Source organism: Nostoc sp. (genome assembly GCF_036917375.1).
In the GTDB taxonomy this organism is placed as follows: Bacteria; Cyanobacteriota; Cyanobacteriia; order Cyanobacteriales; family Nostocaceae; genus Nostoc.
The window spans coordinates 100,397-115,585 of sequence record NZ_JBALDN010000041.1 but is presented as its reverse complement, the minus strand read 5'-3'; the positions used below and the strand labels follow the sequence as shown (position 1 = coordinate 115,585).

The 15,189-nt window shown below is 41.6% G+C and carries 16 protein-coding genes and 1 pseudogene; 10 read left to right on the top strand and 7 right to left on the bottom strand.

The annotated features are described in order from the left end of the window. Nucleotides 1-140: 140 nt before the first annotated feature. Entirely contained in the window at nucleotides 141-995 is an 855-nt protein-coding gene (gene purU / locus V7K45_RS10390; RefSeq protein ID WP_335003013.1) for a formyltetrahydrofolate deformylase, read from the top strand. 173 nt (nucleotides 996-1,168) lie between these two features. On the opposite strand, the gene V7K45_RS10385 is transcribed toward purU, so the two are convergent. Beyond that, on the bottom strand, nucleotides 1,169-1,741 hold the full coding sequence (locus V7K45_RS10385) for a hypothetical protein (RefSeq protein ID WP_335003011.1): 573 nt from the start codon (nucleotides 1,739-1,741) through the stop codon (nucleotides 1,169-1,171). Between the two features lie 311 nt (nucleotides 1,742-2,052). Here V7K45_RS10385 and V7K45_RS10380 point away from each other — a divergent pair, with 311 nt between their 5' ends. From V7K45_RS10380 to V7K45_RS10365, 4 genes are all read left to right on the top strand, one after another. After that, complete coding sequence (locus tag V7K45_RS10380) at nucleotides 2,053-2,517, top strand: pentapeptide repeat-containing protein (RefSeq protein ID WP_335003009.1); 465 nt, start codon at nucleotides 2,053-2,055, stop codon at nucleotides 2,515-2,517. Between the two features lie 236 nt (nucleotides 2,518-2,753). Then, a complete protein-coding gene (locus tag V7K45_RS10375; protein ID WP_335003007.1) occupies nucleotides 2,754-3,362 on the top strand; it encodes a hypothetical protein in 609 nt (202 codons plus the stop codon). Nucleotides 3,363-3,497: 135 nt separating this feature from the next. Next, complete coding sequence (locus tag V7K45_RS10370) at nucleotides 3,498-5,786, top strand: FUSC family protein (protein WP_335003005.1); 2,289 nt, start codon at nucleotides 3,498-3,500, stop codon at nucleotides 5,784-5,786. 522 nt (nucleotides 5,787-6,308) lie between these two features. Next, complete coding sequence (locus V7K45_RS10365; RefSeq protein WP_335003003.1) at nucleotides 6,309-7,154, top strand: GNAT family N-acetyltransferase; 846 nt, start codon at nucleotides 6,309-6,311, stop codon at nucleotides 7,152-7,154. A 32-nt stretch (nucleotides 7,155-7,186) separates the two neighbouring features. Here V7K45_RS10365 and V7K45_RS32940 read toward each other — a convergent pair. The 3 genes and pseudogenes from V7K45_RS32940 to V7K45_RS10355 form a co-directional block, all read right to left on the bottom strand. Beyond that, nucleotides 7,187-7,336 (bottom strand): annotated as a pseudogene (locus V7K45_RS32940) (response regulator); the annotation flags it as partial. Nucleotides 7,337-7,359: 23 nt separating this feature from the next. Then, nucleotides 7,360-7,686, bottom strand: a complete 327-nt coding sequence (locus tag V7K45_RS10360; protein ID WP_292779720.1) for a DUF3140 domain-containing protein — start codon at nucleotides 7,684-7,686, stop codon at nucleotides 7,360-7,362. Between the two features lie 9 nt (nucleotides 7,687-7,695). Then, complete coding sequence (locus V7K45_RS10355; RefSeq protein WP_322674149.1) at nucleotides 7,696-7,911, bottom strand: DUF2945 domain-containing protein; 216 nt, start codon at nucleotides 7,909-7,911, stop codon at nucleotides 7,696-7,698. A gap of 227 nt (nucleotides 7,912-8,138) precedes the next feature. Here V7K45_RS10355 and V7K45_RS10350 point away from each other — a divergent pair, with 227 nt between their 5' ends. Further along, nucleotides 8,139-8,840 carry an ATP-dependent Zn protease gene (locus V7K45_RS10350; protein WP_335003001.1) on the top strand — a complete coding sequence of 234 codons (702 nt, stop codon included), beginning with the start codon at nucleotides 8,139-8,141 and terminating at the stop codon, nucleotides 8,838-8,840. A 92-nt stretch (nucleotides 8,841-8,932) separates the two neighbouring features. Here the strand turns inward: V7K45_RS10350 and V7K45_RS10345 are convergent, their stop codons facing one another. Beyond that, entirely contained in the window at nucleotides 8,933-10,225 is a 1,293-nt protein-coding gene (locus V7K45_RS10345) for a glycoside hydrolase family 10 protein (protein WP_335002999.1), read from the bottom strand. Between the two features lie 312 nt (nucleotides 10,226-10,537). On the opposite strand from V7K45_RS10345, the gene bchI reads away from it, so the two are divergent. Then, the gene (bchI, locus tag V7K45_RS10340) at nucleotides 10,538-11,662 is read left to right on the top strand and encodes a magnesium chelatase ATPase subunit I (protein ID WP_322667693.1); all 1,125 of its coding nucleotides are present in this window, start codon (nucleotides 10,538-10,540) and stop codon (nucleotides 11,660-11,662) included. A 162-nt stretch (nucleotides 11,663-11,824) separates the two neighbouring features. Next, nucleotides 11,825-12,121, top strand: a complete 297-nt coding sequence (locus V7K45_RS10335; protein WP_335002996.1) for a hypothetical protein — start codon at nucleotides 11,825-11,827, stop codon at nucleotides 12,119-12,121. A gap of 72 nt (nucleotides 12,122-12,193) precedes the next feature. On the opposite strand, the gene V7K45_RS10330 is transcribed toward V7K45_RS10335, so the two are convergent. Together V7K45_RS10330 and V7K45_RS10325 are read right to left on the bottom strand one after the other, a co-directional pair. Then, nucleotides 12,194-13,282, bottom strand: a complete 1,089-nt coding sequence (locus tag V7K45_RS10330) for a nucleotidyltransferase domain-containing protein (RefSeq protein ID WP_335002994.1) — start codon at nucleotides 13,280-13,282, stop codon at nucleotides 12,194-12,196. Between the two features lie 317 nt (nucleotides 13,283-13,599). Further along, a complete protein-coding gene (locus V7K45_RS10325; protein WP_334929218.1) occupies nucleotides 13,600-13,833 on the bottom strand; it encodes a Nif11-like leader peptide family natural product precursor in 234 nt (77 codons plus the stop codon). Nucleotides 13,834-14,415: 582 nt separating this feature from the next. On the opposite strand from V7K45_RS10325, the gene rplU reads away from it, so the two are divergent. Together rplU and rpmA are read left to right on the top strand one after the other, a co-directional pair. Then, on the top strand, nucleotides 14,416-14,823 hold the full coding sequence (gene rplU / locus V7K45_RS10320; protein WP_335002992.1) for a 50S ribosomal protein L21: 408 nt from the start codon (nucleotides 14,416-14,418) through the stop codon (nucleotides 14,821-14,823). A gap of 29 nt (nucleotides 14,824-14,852) precedes the next feature. After that, the gene (rpmA, locus tag V7K45_RS10315) at nucleotides 14,853-15,149 is read left to right on the top strand and encodes a 50S ribosomal protein L27 (protein ID WP_099099325.1); all 297 of its coding nucleotides are present in this window, start codon (nucleotides 14,853-14,855) and stop codon (nucleotides 15,147-15,149) included. The last annotated feature ends 40 nt before the right edge of the window (nucleotides 15,150-15,189 follow it).

The window sequence follows — 15,189 nt, the reverse complement described above, 5'->3', positions numbered from 1 at the left end:
GAGGGGAAAAGGGTAAAGGTTAAAGGGGAAAGGGAAAATAACAAACCTTTCCCCCTTTCCCCTTCCCCTTTTCCCGACTTCTGCAAGAAGTCTCATCTGTGCTACTCTACTTCAAATCTCACTAGTTTTTCTAAGTTACTATGACAAATCCGACAGCAACATTGCTGATTTCCTGCCCCGATGGAAGAGGACTGGTGGCTAAATTTGCCAATTTCATCTATTCTAACGGTGGTAATATTATTCATGCAGATCAGCACACAGATTTTGCTGCTGGGTTATTCCTCACACGCATTGAATGGCAGTTAGATGGATTCAATTTACCGCGAGAATTTATTGCCCCTGCATTTAATGCGATCGCCCAACCTTTAGGTGCTAAGTGGGAATTACGTTTTTCTGATACAGTACCACGCATTGCTATTTGGGTAAGTCGGCAAGACCATTGTCTATTTGATTTGATTTGGCGACAACGCGCTAAAGAATTTATTGCTGAAATCCCTTTAATTATTAGTAACCATGCAAATTTAAAGGTAGTGGCAGAACAATTTAATATTGACTTTCACCACATTCCCATCAATAAAGATAATAAAGCAGAACAAGAAGCCCAACAACTAGAATTACTCCACCAGTACAAAATAGATTTAGTTGTATTGGCAAAATATATGCAGATTGTTAGTGCAGATTTTATTAATCAATTTCCGCAAATTATTAATATACACCATTCATTTTTACCAGCTTTTATTGGAGCAAACCCCTATCACCGAGCTTTTGAACGTGGGGTAAAAATTATTGGTGCAACTGCTCATTACGCCACTGCTGATTTAGATGCAGGCCCAATTATTGAACAAGATGTGGTGCGAGTTAGCCACCGTGATGAAGTGGATGATTTGGTGAGAAAAGGCAAAGATTTGGAGAGAGTTGTATTAGCAAGAGCGGTGCGATCGCACTTACAAAATCGTGTATTAGTCTATGGGAATAGAACAGTAGTATTCGAGTGATTGATCTTATACCCAAAGGAATATAAGAGAGCAGCGAGTCATTTTAGCCATAAAAGCTGTTCAACAAGAAGACACATTAGTTGCAATTATTACTTATCTTTTAGCATTTGCCCGATTTCAGCAACTCATTATCCCTGTGAACGGTTACAAGGAGAGTAAACGTATCGTGGAATTTACTCAATAAGCTCACCAAGTTCTTCAATCTCAGCTTCACCCTTAATACGTCTACCACTTTCATTTCGTCCAATAAAATACCACTTGGTTTTTTTGTTAATTAATTTGGCACTACCACTCCAATTTTGAAAATCAGTGTACTGACAATTAGGTAATATCATTCCTCTAGGGCAGGAATACCATTCAATAAAATCATTACGAGTAAAGGGTTTAGCTGTGAAGTTTGTGAAGTACCATTGCCCTCCAACCCAACTAAAAGCACCAAATTCTTCAATAACAACTGCTCCAACTAATGACTCAATTGTAGTGGCATATACCCAAGTGTATTGATAACCACTTAATTCGCCTCTGTGTGCTTGTACGGGATTCGGTGTATGAGTTACTTTCAATTCTGTCGGAAGAGACGAGAGTGCTTTTAGCTTATATGCACTTCTCCATACTCTGAGCAAAAATTGCAGCTTTCGTCTTATTTCTGCTATCACATCAATACCGTTGTCAAAATAAGAGCATGAAGAAGTAGGGCGTTTCGTAGTAGAGTTATTGTCTTGCTGTAATTGCAGAAGCGATCGCACTTTACGAAAATCTGCTCGAACAGCAGGAAAAAGCTCACAACGAAACTCTGGAACAACGTGAGGCTGAAAAGATGTGGATTTACCAAAAGCGCCAAGAACTTGAGCAGGTACAAAATGGGCTGGAAGCCATTGTCAGTAAATGCGCCATTGTTTAATCGCCTCCCTTACAGACTTATCTTTGTCAATCGCACTTACAAAATCGTGTATTAGTATATGGTAATAGAACGGTAGTATTTGAGTGATTTTATACCTGAGGTAATGCAAGAGAGCGATGCCTACGGCGGGCTACGCCTACGCGGGAAGTTGAGTGTATGAGTAAAAAATTGGTTGATGCCAGTGAGTTGTTGAATAGGTATGCTGCTGGGGAGAGGGATTTTAGTAACATCTACATTGAAGGTTCTGACGAACTGGCTAGTGCCAACTTGAGCGGTATTATTTTGAATGGCGCTGTGGTTGCCGAAATGCTTTTGGATAATATCAATCTCAGCGCTTCTAAACTCCGGGAGACTGATTTTGGGCAAGCTTCCTTGTATGGAGCCAATCTCTGTGGAGTCGATTTGACACGAGCTAATTTGCGTTATGCTGTTCTGGATAGTTCTAATTTGAGTGATGCTTGCTTGGTCGATGCCCATCTTAAAGGAGCTAGTATGGGCAATGTCAATTTTACCCGATGCAACTTGAGTGGAGCAGAACTCAGTGAAAATCCTTGGTTGGAAGGTGCTATCTTTTGCAACACTACTATGCCAGATGGAAGTATTCGTATTAACAACACTTGATTGATTTATAAGCGATGATGAATCAGCTAACAAAAAGGAAAATCAACCTTACTTAATGCAAATCATAAGCTCCAATTGGAGTGCCTAATGCTTCTAGCTGAGATCGAATAATTCCAAATGTCATTGCTGCGAGATCGTCAAACGTTAGTGATATAAATTGAGCTAAAAATTATTGCTGTAAGGTAAGATTACGTTCTGGGTTGGCACTTTTCATTGCGCCATAAAATAGTTCAGCTTTGACGATTGAGCAAACGGCAATATCTTTAGTAGCAAAAGCTATGAATGATTTAATTAACGAACTTTTTGTAAATATAAAATCAGACGACGAACGTGTACGCAGTAATGCAATTACTGATCTATCATTCATCTTAGAAATTAATTCTTGGCAGTTACCACTAGATGAAAGACTGAGTAGATATGATAGTTTAATCAAACAGGAGTTAATAACTATAAATTTAACTGAGAGCGAAGAAGCAGAAATTATAGAATTCCTCAAAAGAGAGATTACTGATTCAAATAGAACAAAGAGTAGTTTATTATTTACTATTGGTAAATCTTCATCAAAAACCGGACTTTTAGCACTACTAGATATTATTCAAAATTACTCTTCTGAATTTAATCCAAATGAGTCCTATCAAGCTTTAGTTTCTTTAGAGAGGATATTGTTCTGGAATAATTATGGATTATCTAATCAAGAAAAAAGAAACCTTATTTCTGAAATAAATCCTACACCTTTTATAGAAAGTAAATTGGCATGGGCATTGAATAATTCGCATTCACCCCATTCAACCGGATTGCAGTATACTGCCGAAGGTTTACTAGATGGTTTAAGTCATCATCTCTAATGTTAAACTAGTCATAGTAAAAATTAAACAACTCAATGACCTCAAAAAACATATTACAGACATCCGCCACGCAGTTATATCTGGCTAAAATGCTTTAAGAAGCGATCGCGCTTTGTTATAGTCGCCAGTCTCATAATGTCATTTACAGATAAACGTCCTCTTAGTTGGTTGTTGCAGCAGTTTCAACTCCAGCCAGGTAAACCCGCCATTGCCTCTGGATTGCGTAGCCTTTTTGTCCTGGGTGTCCCGATTGGAATTGGAATCATTACAGGTCATGCTGCTGAAAGTGCGATCGCTACTATGGCAGCTTGGTTCGTTGGCATGGTAAATGTTGACGGAGCCTACCGTCAGCGAGCGATCGCTATGATTGCAGCTACGATTGGGGTAACTGTAATGTTCCTAATCGCAAGTTTGGTTAGCGATCATCTCTGGTTAGCTGTCCCGACCACGTTCTTGGTAATATTTATAGCAGGTTTAGCAAATCTCTATGGCAACGTGGCTTCATCTGTCAGCTTGATTACTTCGATTATGTTTGTGATTGCGCTGGCTAAATTCGCTTCATTTTCTAATTTGTCTACTCTTATTCAACACTGTGGGCTATGCCTAGCTGGTGGAACATGGACAACTGTCTTGTCATTGGGACTGTGGGCGGTGCGTCCTGATGTACCTGCAATACAGACAGTCGCTAACTGTTATCTCTCATTGAGCAATTTTGTGGACTTGGCAAGCCAGAGAGCATTAAATCCAAAGGATCGTCAGGAGTGGGAACAACGATTTTTGCAAGCTCAGGATACAGTCATTCAAAACTTAACATTTGCCCGTAGTGTCTGGACAACTATCTGGACTAGGCAAAGAGGAGCTACCCTGCGGGGAAATCAGTTACTCGTATTAATCGAAGATATAAATCAAATTGTCAATTCTGTTGTAGCACTGAGCGAACTATTAGCGATCGCATCCGAACATCAATTATTTTCTCGCTTACAGCCAGAAATTCAGCAAGTGATAGAACAGTCAGCAATTGCTCTGCAAATGTTATCACAAGCGATCGCCAAAGGAAAAAACTCACCTCACTTAGGGGATCTCGATCGGAGTCTTGAAGCACTAGAACACCAAAGGCAAGTTCTGCGTTCGCAAGTCCTCAATCAAACCATCAACGCTCAGACAGATGATTATTCCGATCTCCTCAACCTTGGCAAGATTACAGCCAGTCTGACAAAGCTAGTAGAGCAAATTCATACTGATGCAGAGATTGTTACAGATTTAAGCCAAGGAAAACTGCGTAACAGCATTGCCCAGCGAGATATTTCTCCCCCAGCCCAACCAGAGCGTTCTACAATTATTGATACGCTGCGAAATAATTTCACTTTTGATTCAGTCCTCTTTCGTCATGCGCTGCGCCTCGCACTAATCACAACTTTTGCTGAATTAATTGCCTCGCTATTCCAACTACCTAGAGGCTACTGGATAACGCTCACAGCTTTAGTTGCACTTAAACCTAACTTTGGTGGAACGTCACAGACAACAGTCCAAAGAGTCGTTGGCACTATTTTGGGTGGAATTATCGGTATTGTTCTGGTTTTACTAGTTAAGAATCAATTGGCGATCGCAGTTTGTTTCCTGCTGTTAGTGTTTGTGGCGATGTCGGTGCGATCGTTAAGCTACAGCTTATTTATCATCCTGCTGACTCCCGCCATCATATTGCTACTTAACATTATTAGTGCTGGCGGCTGGAAGGTTGGAGTATTGCGGATCTTCGATAGCTTGGCTGGGGGTGCCTTAGCATTGCTTGGTAGCTATTTGCTTTTTCCCCGTTGGGAACGACAGCAACTTCCTGCACAACTGGAAAAGACAATTCGAGCTAATCTTGCTTACTTTCAGCAAGTAATAGCTAACTATCTCCATGCAGAACATAATGCGATCGCTGATTCTATCAATATGCTACGCCACCAAGCAGCACTAGAGAACGCCAACGCCAACGCCGCAGCTCAACGATTATTCAGCGAACCTCGTCACATTCAGGGAGAAATCGAACCTGTAATGACGCTGATAACATACATTCGTGGCTTTTTCAGTTCGGTAACAACTTTGGCAGAACATCTGCGCGAATTTAGCGGTGAGTACCAATTTCCTGAAGTAAAGCGACTTGCTGATACCATTATTCAAGTTTTGGAAAACTTAGCAGATGCCCAAGGGCTAGGACAGCCACCTCAACCATTACCAGCGCTGGATAGCTATCTCGAAGCAATTCACGCCCAAATTGAACGGTTACACACTGCTCGGTTATTAGAGATTACTACCAATTCCAACACTTTAACTCCCACATTACAAGCCGTTCGAGAACAAACTCCGCTCTCCACAGAACTGGATCGAATTGTTAATGAAATTAAAGTTATGCACTGTGTAATTGATCGTCTGCAAAAATAATTGGCGTTGCAAAACAGTGGGATGAATTGGGGCAAGCTCTTAAAGCAGAGGAAGCAAGAGGGAATTTTAGAAGTTGCCAAATCATGCCGTAAATATGCAACGCCGAATAATTTTCTTTACAAAGAAAGGCAGAGGGAAGAGGGCAGAAGGAAAGGAGCATCAATAAAAACTAAAGTTTCAGGGTCTAGAGCCGCAGTTTAAAAAAAGAATTGTATCGATACGCATAGCACAAGACATAAAGCGTGCTTGCTTCAATCCCACATTTAAAAACGTGGGTTTCCTTCTGCCTCCTGCCTGGTTGTTGAGCGTAGTCGAAACACTGCCTTCTGCCTCCTGCCTGGTTGTTGAGCGTAGTCGAAACACTGCCTCCTGCCTTCTTATGGTAATAGAACAGTAATATTTGAGTAAATGATGCTCAAGCGACTAGAAGTCGCAGCTATACAAAAAAGTAATATTAAGAGTTATCACTCAGTTTGCAAAATCAAAGTTAAATAGTTAACAGCCTAGCAGTAAGAAGATATTATGACCACTGAGAATTTCGTCGTCCGCCCAATGAAAAGGTCGGAAATAGATTTGGCGATTACTTGGGCAGCAACCGAAGGTTGGAATCCAGGAAAGTATGATGCTCAATCTTTTTATCAAACTGACGAGAGCGGTTTTTTCTTGGGTGAGTTGAATGGTGAGCCGGTGGGGTCTATTTCTGCTGTTGCTTACGATCCACACTTTGCCGTTATAGGTTTTTACGTTGTGAAACCCCAGTTTCGTGGGCAGGGGTTGGGTATAAAAATTTGGAAGACAGCAATGGACTATCTGGGTGCCGATCGTAACATCGGCTTGGATGGTGCAGTAGCTCAACAAGATAACTACAAAAAGTCTGGTTTCAAAATCGCTTATAACCATATTCGTTATGAAGGGGTAGGTGGCGGTGTTGTGCCTGCTGGAATCGTGGATCTGAAAACAGTGCCTTTTGAAGATTTGGTGGCTTACGATCGCCAATTTTTTCCTTCTAAGCGATCGCTATTTCTGCAACATTGGATAGAACAGCGAGAAAGTACTGCTTTCGGGTTTCTCAAAAATGGATCTCTTGCTGGTTACGGAGTTATCCGACCTGCCCATACAGGTTTTAGGGTTGGGCCACTATTTGCTAATGATGAACAGATTGCTGAAGCATTGTTTCAAGCCTTGCTTGCACAAAATCCTCATGCTCCAGTGTTTTTTGATGTGCCGGATGCAAATCCACAAGCGATTGACCTAGTTCAACGTTACCAATTGCAACCAGTCTCTCAAACTGCTCGGATGTACACTAAAGAAATTCCTAGTTTACCTATTAATCGCATCTTTGCTGTGACAAGTGTAGAACTAGGTTAGAGAATGCTGCAAACTTAATGACTTTTAAAAGTTCAATTCTTCACAAGGGCTGCGATCGCAGCTACCAATCTGGCAGGATCGGCTGGTTTAGCGATATGGAGTTGAAATCCGGCTGTAAAAACCTGTTTTTGGGTCGTTTCTGCGGCGTAAGCACTTAGAGCGATCGCCGGAATTTGCCCACCTAAATGGCAGGCTACAAAGTACTTTACTTAAGTGGATCGTGTCCCCAATTTTTCAAAGAATAGCACCAGCGTGTGTGTTCCAAATCACCCGATGGCTTCTGTGCCATGTGACGATGGACGTAACTAATAACTTTCTTCATGTGCGAAAGATCGTCGTTGGTATAATCATCCTTTCTCTGCAATAGCTGGATAATACGCCGTCCAGATTTATGACCAATTGACTCATCGTCGCCATCCTTTTGCCCGACAGTTTGTGACTCATCCGTATCTAGCCAAGACTCTAGTTCTTTAGGTGTCATATTGACAACTTGATGAAACTCGTCAATCACCGCTTTAACATCTTTACTCATGACTAAGCATTACTCCTCTACTTTCTTCAGAGCATCAGGCTTGTGAGCAGCTTGTTTTCCTGTCTTATCGCTTTCAACTAAATATTCGGGGTTATCTTCACTTGCAGCAATATGGTGTTCTTTAATATCTGTAGGTGAAGTGAGCTTCTTTACTACTTTGCCAGTTGTCTTACCTTGTGAAGTGTTCCATTCAACGCGATCGCCTTTTTTAAATTCTTCAGCCACATTCATCTCCTATCCTATTTGATGTTTTATACCTACTAAAGTCACATTATGTCTGCGACTGGAAAAGCAGCCATCATTCTGGTGATAGAGAAAATATCCGTTATTAAGCCAGTAATTTAATTAGGTGTGAGATGAAAAATTAGGCGATCGCTACAACTCGCTTGATACAAAAGCTGTGCGCTCGCCTCATAATAAAGAAATATTAAGTTGCATTCAGAAAACTCTCAATGAGCCAAACTAGCCTAAATTTAGTTGCAATATCTATCTTTCTCATGACCCTATCGGTACTGGTGGGGCCATTCTTCAACTTATCACCGGCAGTACCAGCACTTGCTACCTTCACCATCTTAGGCATAGCGACATTAGATAGCTTCAGCCTGCAAGGCAAGGGTGGTACTATCTTTGTAGATTGGATAGCTGGTTTTTCAAAAGAACACCGCGATCGCATCGTCCACCACGAAGCAGGACATTTCTTGGTTGCTTACCTGTTGGGTATTCCCGTTACTGGCTACACACTCAGCGCTTGGGAAGCCTGGAAACAGGGGCAACCTGGCCAAGGCGGTGTTAGCTTTGATGATGGCGAATTAGCATCTCAACTAGAAGTAGGTAAAATCAGCACCCAAATGCTAGACCGCTACTGTACCGTTTGGATGGCGGGTATTGCTGCTGAAACCTTGGTTTTTAATAATGCTGAGGGTGGAACTGATGATAAAAGCAAGCTGATCGGAGTCTTGACAATGTTAGGCTTTTCTGAATCAGTTTATGAGCAAAAACTGCGGTTTCATGCTCTCCAGGCAAAAACTCTACTGCAAGAAAATTGGTCTAGCTATGAGACTTTAGTTAGTGCCATGCGACAACGTACTTCGGTAGAAGATTGTCATGCTGAGTTAGGAGTAAGGAGTGGGAAGGAGGAAGTTATATCAAGCTAGTTTTGAGAGTTTGTAGTAAGCACTTTAGTGCTTCAAAAACAAGGACTAAAGTCCTTACTACGAAATCATTAACATCATCTTAAACAAAAAAGTTATTCAACTCTGGCGCGGAGTGCAGGAGATGGAAAAAGATTTTCAAATCCAGCTTGTCGCTCATTCAAAGGTTCTAGAGCATTGTTCCAAAGACTTTCATAATAAAAAAAGGTTACGCCTAGACCGCGTTCTTGGGCAGCCCGCACCTGAGACTTAATTTGCTGTATGGGAACTGGGTTATTTCGTAACCCTGTCATAATGCCAACTCCAGTTGGAATTCTTTGCTGCGCTTCTTGAATTTCTGCGCGGGAAATATTGGCCACAAAACTTTGCAGATCCGGACGATAAATTTGCACAATTAACTCGTCCACAATATTTTGTCGCATCCAACTCAGCCAATCTTGCAAGTGAAACTTGTAAGCAAAATCATAGTAATTAGGAGAAACAGAGAAAATCACCTGGGGTTTTCTCTGCTTCACAGCTTGATTAAGTTTTACCATGAACGCCGTAATCTTATCTGCCCGCCACTTTACCCATGCCGCATCTTGGGGATTTTTTGGGGGAGGATTTTTTGTTTCTTTGGTGTACAAAGCAACTGTATATTGGTCGTAGCCAAATTCATGGGGCAAACTCATGTGATCGTCAAACTGAATACCATCGGCATCATATTGGGTAACAGTTTCCAGCACTAGATTAGTGATGAACTGTTGCACTTTTGGATGGAACGGATTGAGCCACATCACCTCACCAGCCGCACTGTTTGAAGTTTGGCTACCATCCCGCTTTTGTGTGAACCAATCCGGGTAATTGATTGCTAGTTCTGAGGTTGGGGGAGCCATGAAACCAAACTCAAACCAGGGAATCACTAGCAATCCTTTGCGATGGGCTTGGTTAATCAAGTCTGCGAGAATATCATGTCCATCTGAACCTTTGTAGACAAAAGGTTGAATGCCTGCACGTTGCGCGATCGCACTGGGATGCATTACATAGCCAGAATTCCACACCACAGGATAGATTGTGTTGAAGTTCATCCGTCGCAGTTGACTCACTGCATCCTGCACTTTGTCTCGATTTTTGAGGGTGTCAAAATCATTAGTGGTCATCCAAACCCCGCGAATTTCCTGACGGGGTAACTGTGCGATGGCGCTGAAGCGCCCACCGAAGGTGATCGCAGGGGTGAAACTGTCCACCAGCAATACACTAACAAAGGATATTAAAATGAGAATGGGAAAAAGAGATTTGAGTAGTCGCCGCCAACTTTGGACAAAAAAAGATGATTTCATAAATTTGAATGATGCATTAGCTACCCACACACGCCATTGTTCGCTTTTACAATTGAATCTACTAACCATATAGTCTACAAGTATTTATGCTTAGTACAGAATTGATGAGTTGGTAGTTGTTCGTTCCTTGCTTATGGAACTTTTGCACCAAAAAACTAAAACAGACAAATTAAGATAGTTGACGCAGCTAATAAGCATTTGTGCCCAATAGATATTGGTATGGGGAATGGGGCATTGGGTACAAGAGGCAGAGGGGCAGAGGGGAAAAACTTACTACAACTTTCTCCCCTGCTCCCCTGCTTCCGATCTTCACATTCCCCCATGCCCTACCTGTGTCACAATAAAGAACTGTAATAAGAAAAATATTGTTAAGGTAATTTAGTGAGTCCAACTGCTCAATCCACGGCAAGTGCGCGTCGCGTAGTATTTCCTTTTACGGCAATTGTGGGCCAGGAAGAAATGAAACTGGCGCTGCTATTGAACGTGATTGACCCCAAAATTGGGGGTGTAATGATTATGGGCGATCGCGGCACCGGGAAATCCACAACTATCCGGGCGCTGGCGGATCTGCTACCAGAAATTTCTGTGGTTGCTAATGACCCCTTCAGTAGCGATCCTAGCGACCCCGACTTGATGAGCGATGAAGTCCGCCAATTGTTAGAACAAGGGGCGGAAATTCCCGTAGCTCACAAAAAAGTTCAAATGGTAGACCTGCCGCTAGGAGCTACAGAAGATCGAGTTTGTGGCACAATCGACATCGAGAAAGCTTTATCTGAAGGTGTCAAAGCTTTTGAACCGGGACTGCTAGCAAAGGCTAACCGAGGCATTCTCTATGTGGATGAAGTCAACTTACTAGATGACCACCTTGTAGACGTGTTACTCGACTCCGCTGCCAGTGGATGGAACACTGTAGAAAGAGAAGGTATTTCTATCCGTCACCCAGCGCGTTTCGTGCTTGTGGGTTCTGGAAACCCCGAAGAAGGCGAACTACGCCCCCAACTACTCGATCGCTTTGGGATGCACGCAGAAATTCACACAGTTAAAGAACCAGCCTTGCGGGTGCAAATCGTGGAACAACGGGCGGATTTTGACCAAAATCCCCCAGTATTTCTCGAAAATTATAAAGCCCAGCAAGAAGCATTACAACAGCAAATTGTCAATGCTCAACAGCTTTTGCCAGAAGTGAAAATTGACTACGATCTGCGGGTGAAAATTTCTGAAGTCTGTTCAGAACTAGATGTGGATGGTTTGCGGGGTGACATTGTTAGTAACCGCGCTGCCAAAGCGTTAACAGCTTATGAAGGACGCACTGAAGTTACAGTTGATGATATTCATCGCGTAATTACCCTATGTTTGCGTCACAGACTGCGGAAAGACCCTTTAGAATCGATTGATTCTGGCTACAAAGTCGCCAAAGTTTTTAGCCGCGTCTTTGGCGTCGAACTACCAGAAAGTGATACTGCACAAAAGAACGGCACAGGTCAAAAGTTAGGGGCTAGAGGTTAAAAGTTAGAAGCGGAGCCGGAAACGCTCCGCTTCCGGTGAAGAATTAATAGTTAAGAGTTTTGAATGGAAAGCTGCTTCATATCTCACAACTTTATTTAATTTCTCACTCAGCACTGACTATATATAACTCCTAACTCATCACTCAGCACTCAGTACTAAAATATGAGATTTTGGTCTTTTTGGTTCAACAGCTTTGTTCTATCTAGCCAATACAACCCGCCCAGGTTTGTAGAATTATTGATGCTCTTATTAGCGATCGCAATGCTGGCAATAGCCAGTATTTTACCTGACATACCCTATTTAATCTTAGGTTTGAGCTTAGTAGTTGGGGCATCTATTTCCATCTTAGTGCGGGAAGCGATCGCTCCCTCACCCCAAACACGAATTACCCAACTAACAGCATCTCTATTACTTATCATCAGCCTCTATGGTTTTGCTGATTTAATGTACAGTATTTAATGGGGAGTGGGGAATAGGGAATAGGGAAGAAACTTAATTAACAATGCCCCATGCCCAATCCCCAATGCCCAATTACCAATTTTGCATTTCCACCAATTCCATACACAACTCATTAATTTGCTCCAAATCAGGTTTATGAGGTAGCGCAGATTGTTCGCAAACAACTTCCATTTCAGCGACCAAATCTTCTGCTATTTTCATCACCTGTTCATAAGAATACTCACCTTTTAAAATAGCTTTTAAATCCTCAACATCACCAGCTATTCTTCTATCTACAATCACTTCACCTCGCCGCAATATTTCTACTCCACTGCGTAACAATCTAATGCAGTGCATTCCATGTTTCAGGTCAAAACCCGACTTTCTTTCCATTTCTGCTCTAGCCGGATTTCTATTCTCCTGCCAAGATAAGTAAGCCTTCCATTCTCTTAAAGCTATTTGATAGCTTTGACTTTTCTGAAGCAGACGGATAAAATCTTTACGGCTATTGGTTAACTTTTGGGTATATTCCAAAGTTTCATCAGGTAAAGTATATTGTTTTAACACTCCTTTAAAATCAATATCCGCTGTCAGCAATTGATATAATTGTTCCGCTTCTTCCAAAAACTCAATCCGTCCTCTGATTAAGTTATAAAGATACTCCAGAAAAGCATTTAGCTCATCTTTGCTCAGAGGTGCTTCGTCTTCTATAGCGAAGTCAGATGGGATCGGTTTTTTTTGCGGTGGCTTTAACAACCACTTTCGATGAGTTTCCATCTTTTTGATTTGGGCAAAGGCATAACCAGTGTAAGTATGTTTTACCTTCTTGCTCAAAAACAACTGTTTACGATCTATTAAATGCTGTCCAACTGCGTTTAAAAAAGGATAGTTATTTAACCAGAGCAATTCTAAAACATTGGGATTTGCGCCCGCTAATAACTGGAGGATTTTTCTTAATTCATATATAACTGTGTCTTTGTTACCATCAACAAAAGGAAATATTCCTGGTTCATCCCAACCAGTATCTTTTTGTTCTATCCGATCAAATCCCAAATAGTACCTTTTGGGTGCAATAAATACTCCCCGATAATCAAAGTCGGAATCAGGACGATTTAAACCATAGCCGTGGCTTCCAGCCAAACCAATTAAAATAGTTCTTTGCTCAACTTCTATTCTTTTCATATCACCTGATTAAAATATAGTCATCCTAACTCATCAGTTAAGCAGGTGGCGAGATGGAGAGTAGAGAAAGGGTTTTTAACTCTCTTTAGATATTGCATAGATACTGTCATAGCATAAATAAAGCTGACGATTAATAGATAACAGCTCTACTTAATCATTTGCAAACAATAAGATCCCCGACTTCTCTAGGAAATCAGGGATTTGAGTCTTGTGTTTAACAGGAATACCCCTAAAGGAGACGATGCAACAGTATCCCCTTGAGGAGCAAAACTTGTCAATTTAGTTGTTTCTATACTTTCGGTTTCCTAGAACAGGAATTATCTAGGATAAATGTGGCGTCTATTCCCCCATCCTGGATTGACGATGGCGGCTAAATCTTCTTCAGATAATTTGCTGATTTCACTGTCTAGTTCTTTGGCGGTGAAATCATAGCCACGCTCTTGAGCAATTTTGATGAAGGCTTCTGGATCGGCTGTTGCTTTGAGTCTTTGCTGTAACGCTTGATCTTGTTTTACAGCTTGAAAAAGTCGGGCAGCATTTTGCTGTGTCATGACAATCAATCTCCTGTTTGAAATATCAGGTTTGAATGTGATAGTTTAACTCTTGAGGATTTACTAACTTTTGTAAAGAATTTCTAGATGAGACACCGTATATTTCATCTTAAAACAAAGAAGAAAAATGTGTTGATTTTGATAACAAAGTATAACTTTTAAGCTAATACTAACTAATGTTAATTTTTGGAAGATTCAGCCCTAAGATAGTAGCAATTTTTTTCTAAAAAGTATTTATTCTGACTTCTTATAAATACAATTTACATTTGTGCGAGTAGGCGATGTCTACAACCCGCTATGTCTACACTTATGACGACAGTTGACTAATTCCTCCCCACTCTTGGAAAATGAGCGATCGCACAGAGTAATTAGCTGATTTTTCATCTTCAGACTGACCAGATAGCAATGCCAAACGCAAAAAATCCTATTAGAGCTTGACTTGACGCCTATTAATAAAATACTATGTTAGATTGTCTGTCTAATTCCTGCTCGGATCAGGTAGACATATTACAAAGGCTGGCAAAAGCATCTCTACAGGAGATAAAAACCAGCTACCTGTACGGCAACCTCAAGGACAATTCCATGACCTACGCGATTATTGAAACTGGCGGCAAACAAATACGAGTAGAGCCAGGGCGGTTTTACGACATTGAACTGCTGGCGATCGAACCAGATGAAAAAGTTACAATAGATTCCGTATTACTCGTGCAGCACGATGGCGAAGTCACCATTGGACAGCCATTAGTAACAGGTGCAACTGTAGAAGGGACTGTACTGCGACATTACAGAGGTCGTAAAGTCCTGGTATACAAAATGAAGCCGAAAAAGAAAACCCGCAAAAAACGGGGGCATCGTCAGGAAATTACCAGACTTATGATTGACTCCATCACCCTTAACGGTGCAGTGTTTGCTGCCCAAGGAGAACCGGAGAAAGAAACCCCCGTTATAGATAACACTGCTGCTGAAGAAGTTGAAACCGCTGCTGAATAATAAAAGAAGTAGATACACAAGAGGAAATCATGGCTCATAAGAAAGGAACAGGTAGTACACGCAACGGTCGTGATTCTAATGCCCAACGTCTGGGTGTCAAACGTTATGGCGGTCAAGTTGTACGTGCAGGAAACATTCTCGTGCGTCAACGCGGTACCAAATTCCACCCTGGTAACAACGTCGGTATTGGTAGCGATGACACTTTGTTTGCCTTAATCGATGGTGTTGTAATGTTTGAGAGAAAGGGCAAAACTCGTAAAAAAGTTAGTGTTTATTTACCCATAACTGCTGCTGAGGCAGCTCCTGCTGAAGCAGTAGCAAGTTAGAGTATCAGGGTGGGCATCCTGCCGTTGGTGTCAAGTTAAG

Coding starts and splice junctions, on each gene's coding strand:
- purU (WP_335003013.1), top strand. CDS start 141: ATGACAAATCCGACAGCAACATTGCTGATTTCCTGCCCCGATGGAAGA.
- V7K45_RS10380 (WP_335003009.1), top strand. CDS start 2,053: ATGAGTAAAAAATTGGTTGATGCCAGTGAGTTGTTGAATAGGTATGCT.
- V7K45_RS10350 (WP_335003001.1), top strand. CDS start 8,139: ATGAGCCAAACTAGCCTAAATTTAGTTGCAATATCTATCTTTCTCATG.
- V7K45_RS10345 (WP_335002999.1), bottom strand. CDS start 10,225: ATGGTTAGTAGATTCAATTGTAAAAGCGAACAATGGCGTGTGTGGGTA.
- rpmA (WP_099099325.1), top strand. CDS start 14,853: ATGGCTCATAAGAAAGGAACAGGTAGTACACGCAACGGTCGTGATTCT.
- V7K45_RS10325 (WP_334929218.1), bottom strand. CDS start 13,833: ATGACACAGCAAAATGCTGCCCGACTTTTTCAAGCTGTAAAACAAGAT.
- V7K45_RS10335 (WP_335002996.1), top strand. CDS start 11,825: ATGAGATTTTGGTCTTTTTGGTTCAACAGCTTTGTTCTATCTAGCCAA.
- V7K45_RS10330 (WP_335002994.1), bottom strand. CDS start 13,282: ATGAAAAGAATAGAAGTTGAGCAAAGAACTATTTTAATTGGTTTGGCT.
- V7K45_RS10365 (WP_335003003.1), top strand. CDS start 6,309: ATGACCACTGAGAATTTCGTCGTCCGCCCAATGAAAAGGTCGGAAATA.
- V7K45_RS10370 (WP_335003005.1), top strand. CDS start 3,498: ATGTCATTTACAGATAAACGTCCTCTTAGTTGGTTGTTGCAGCAGTTT.
- rplU (WP_335002992.1), top strand. CDS start 14,416: ATGACCTACGCGATTATTGAAACTGGCGGCAAACAAATACGAGTAGAG.
- V7K45_RS10360 (WP_292779720.1), bottom strand. CDS start 7,686: ATGAGTAAAGATGTTAAAGCGGTGATTGACGAGTTTCATCAAGTTGTC.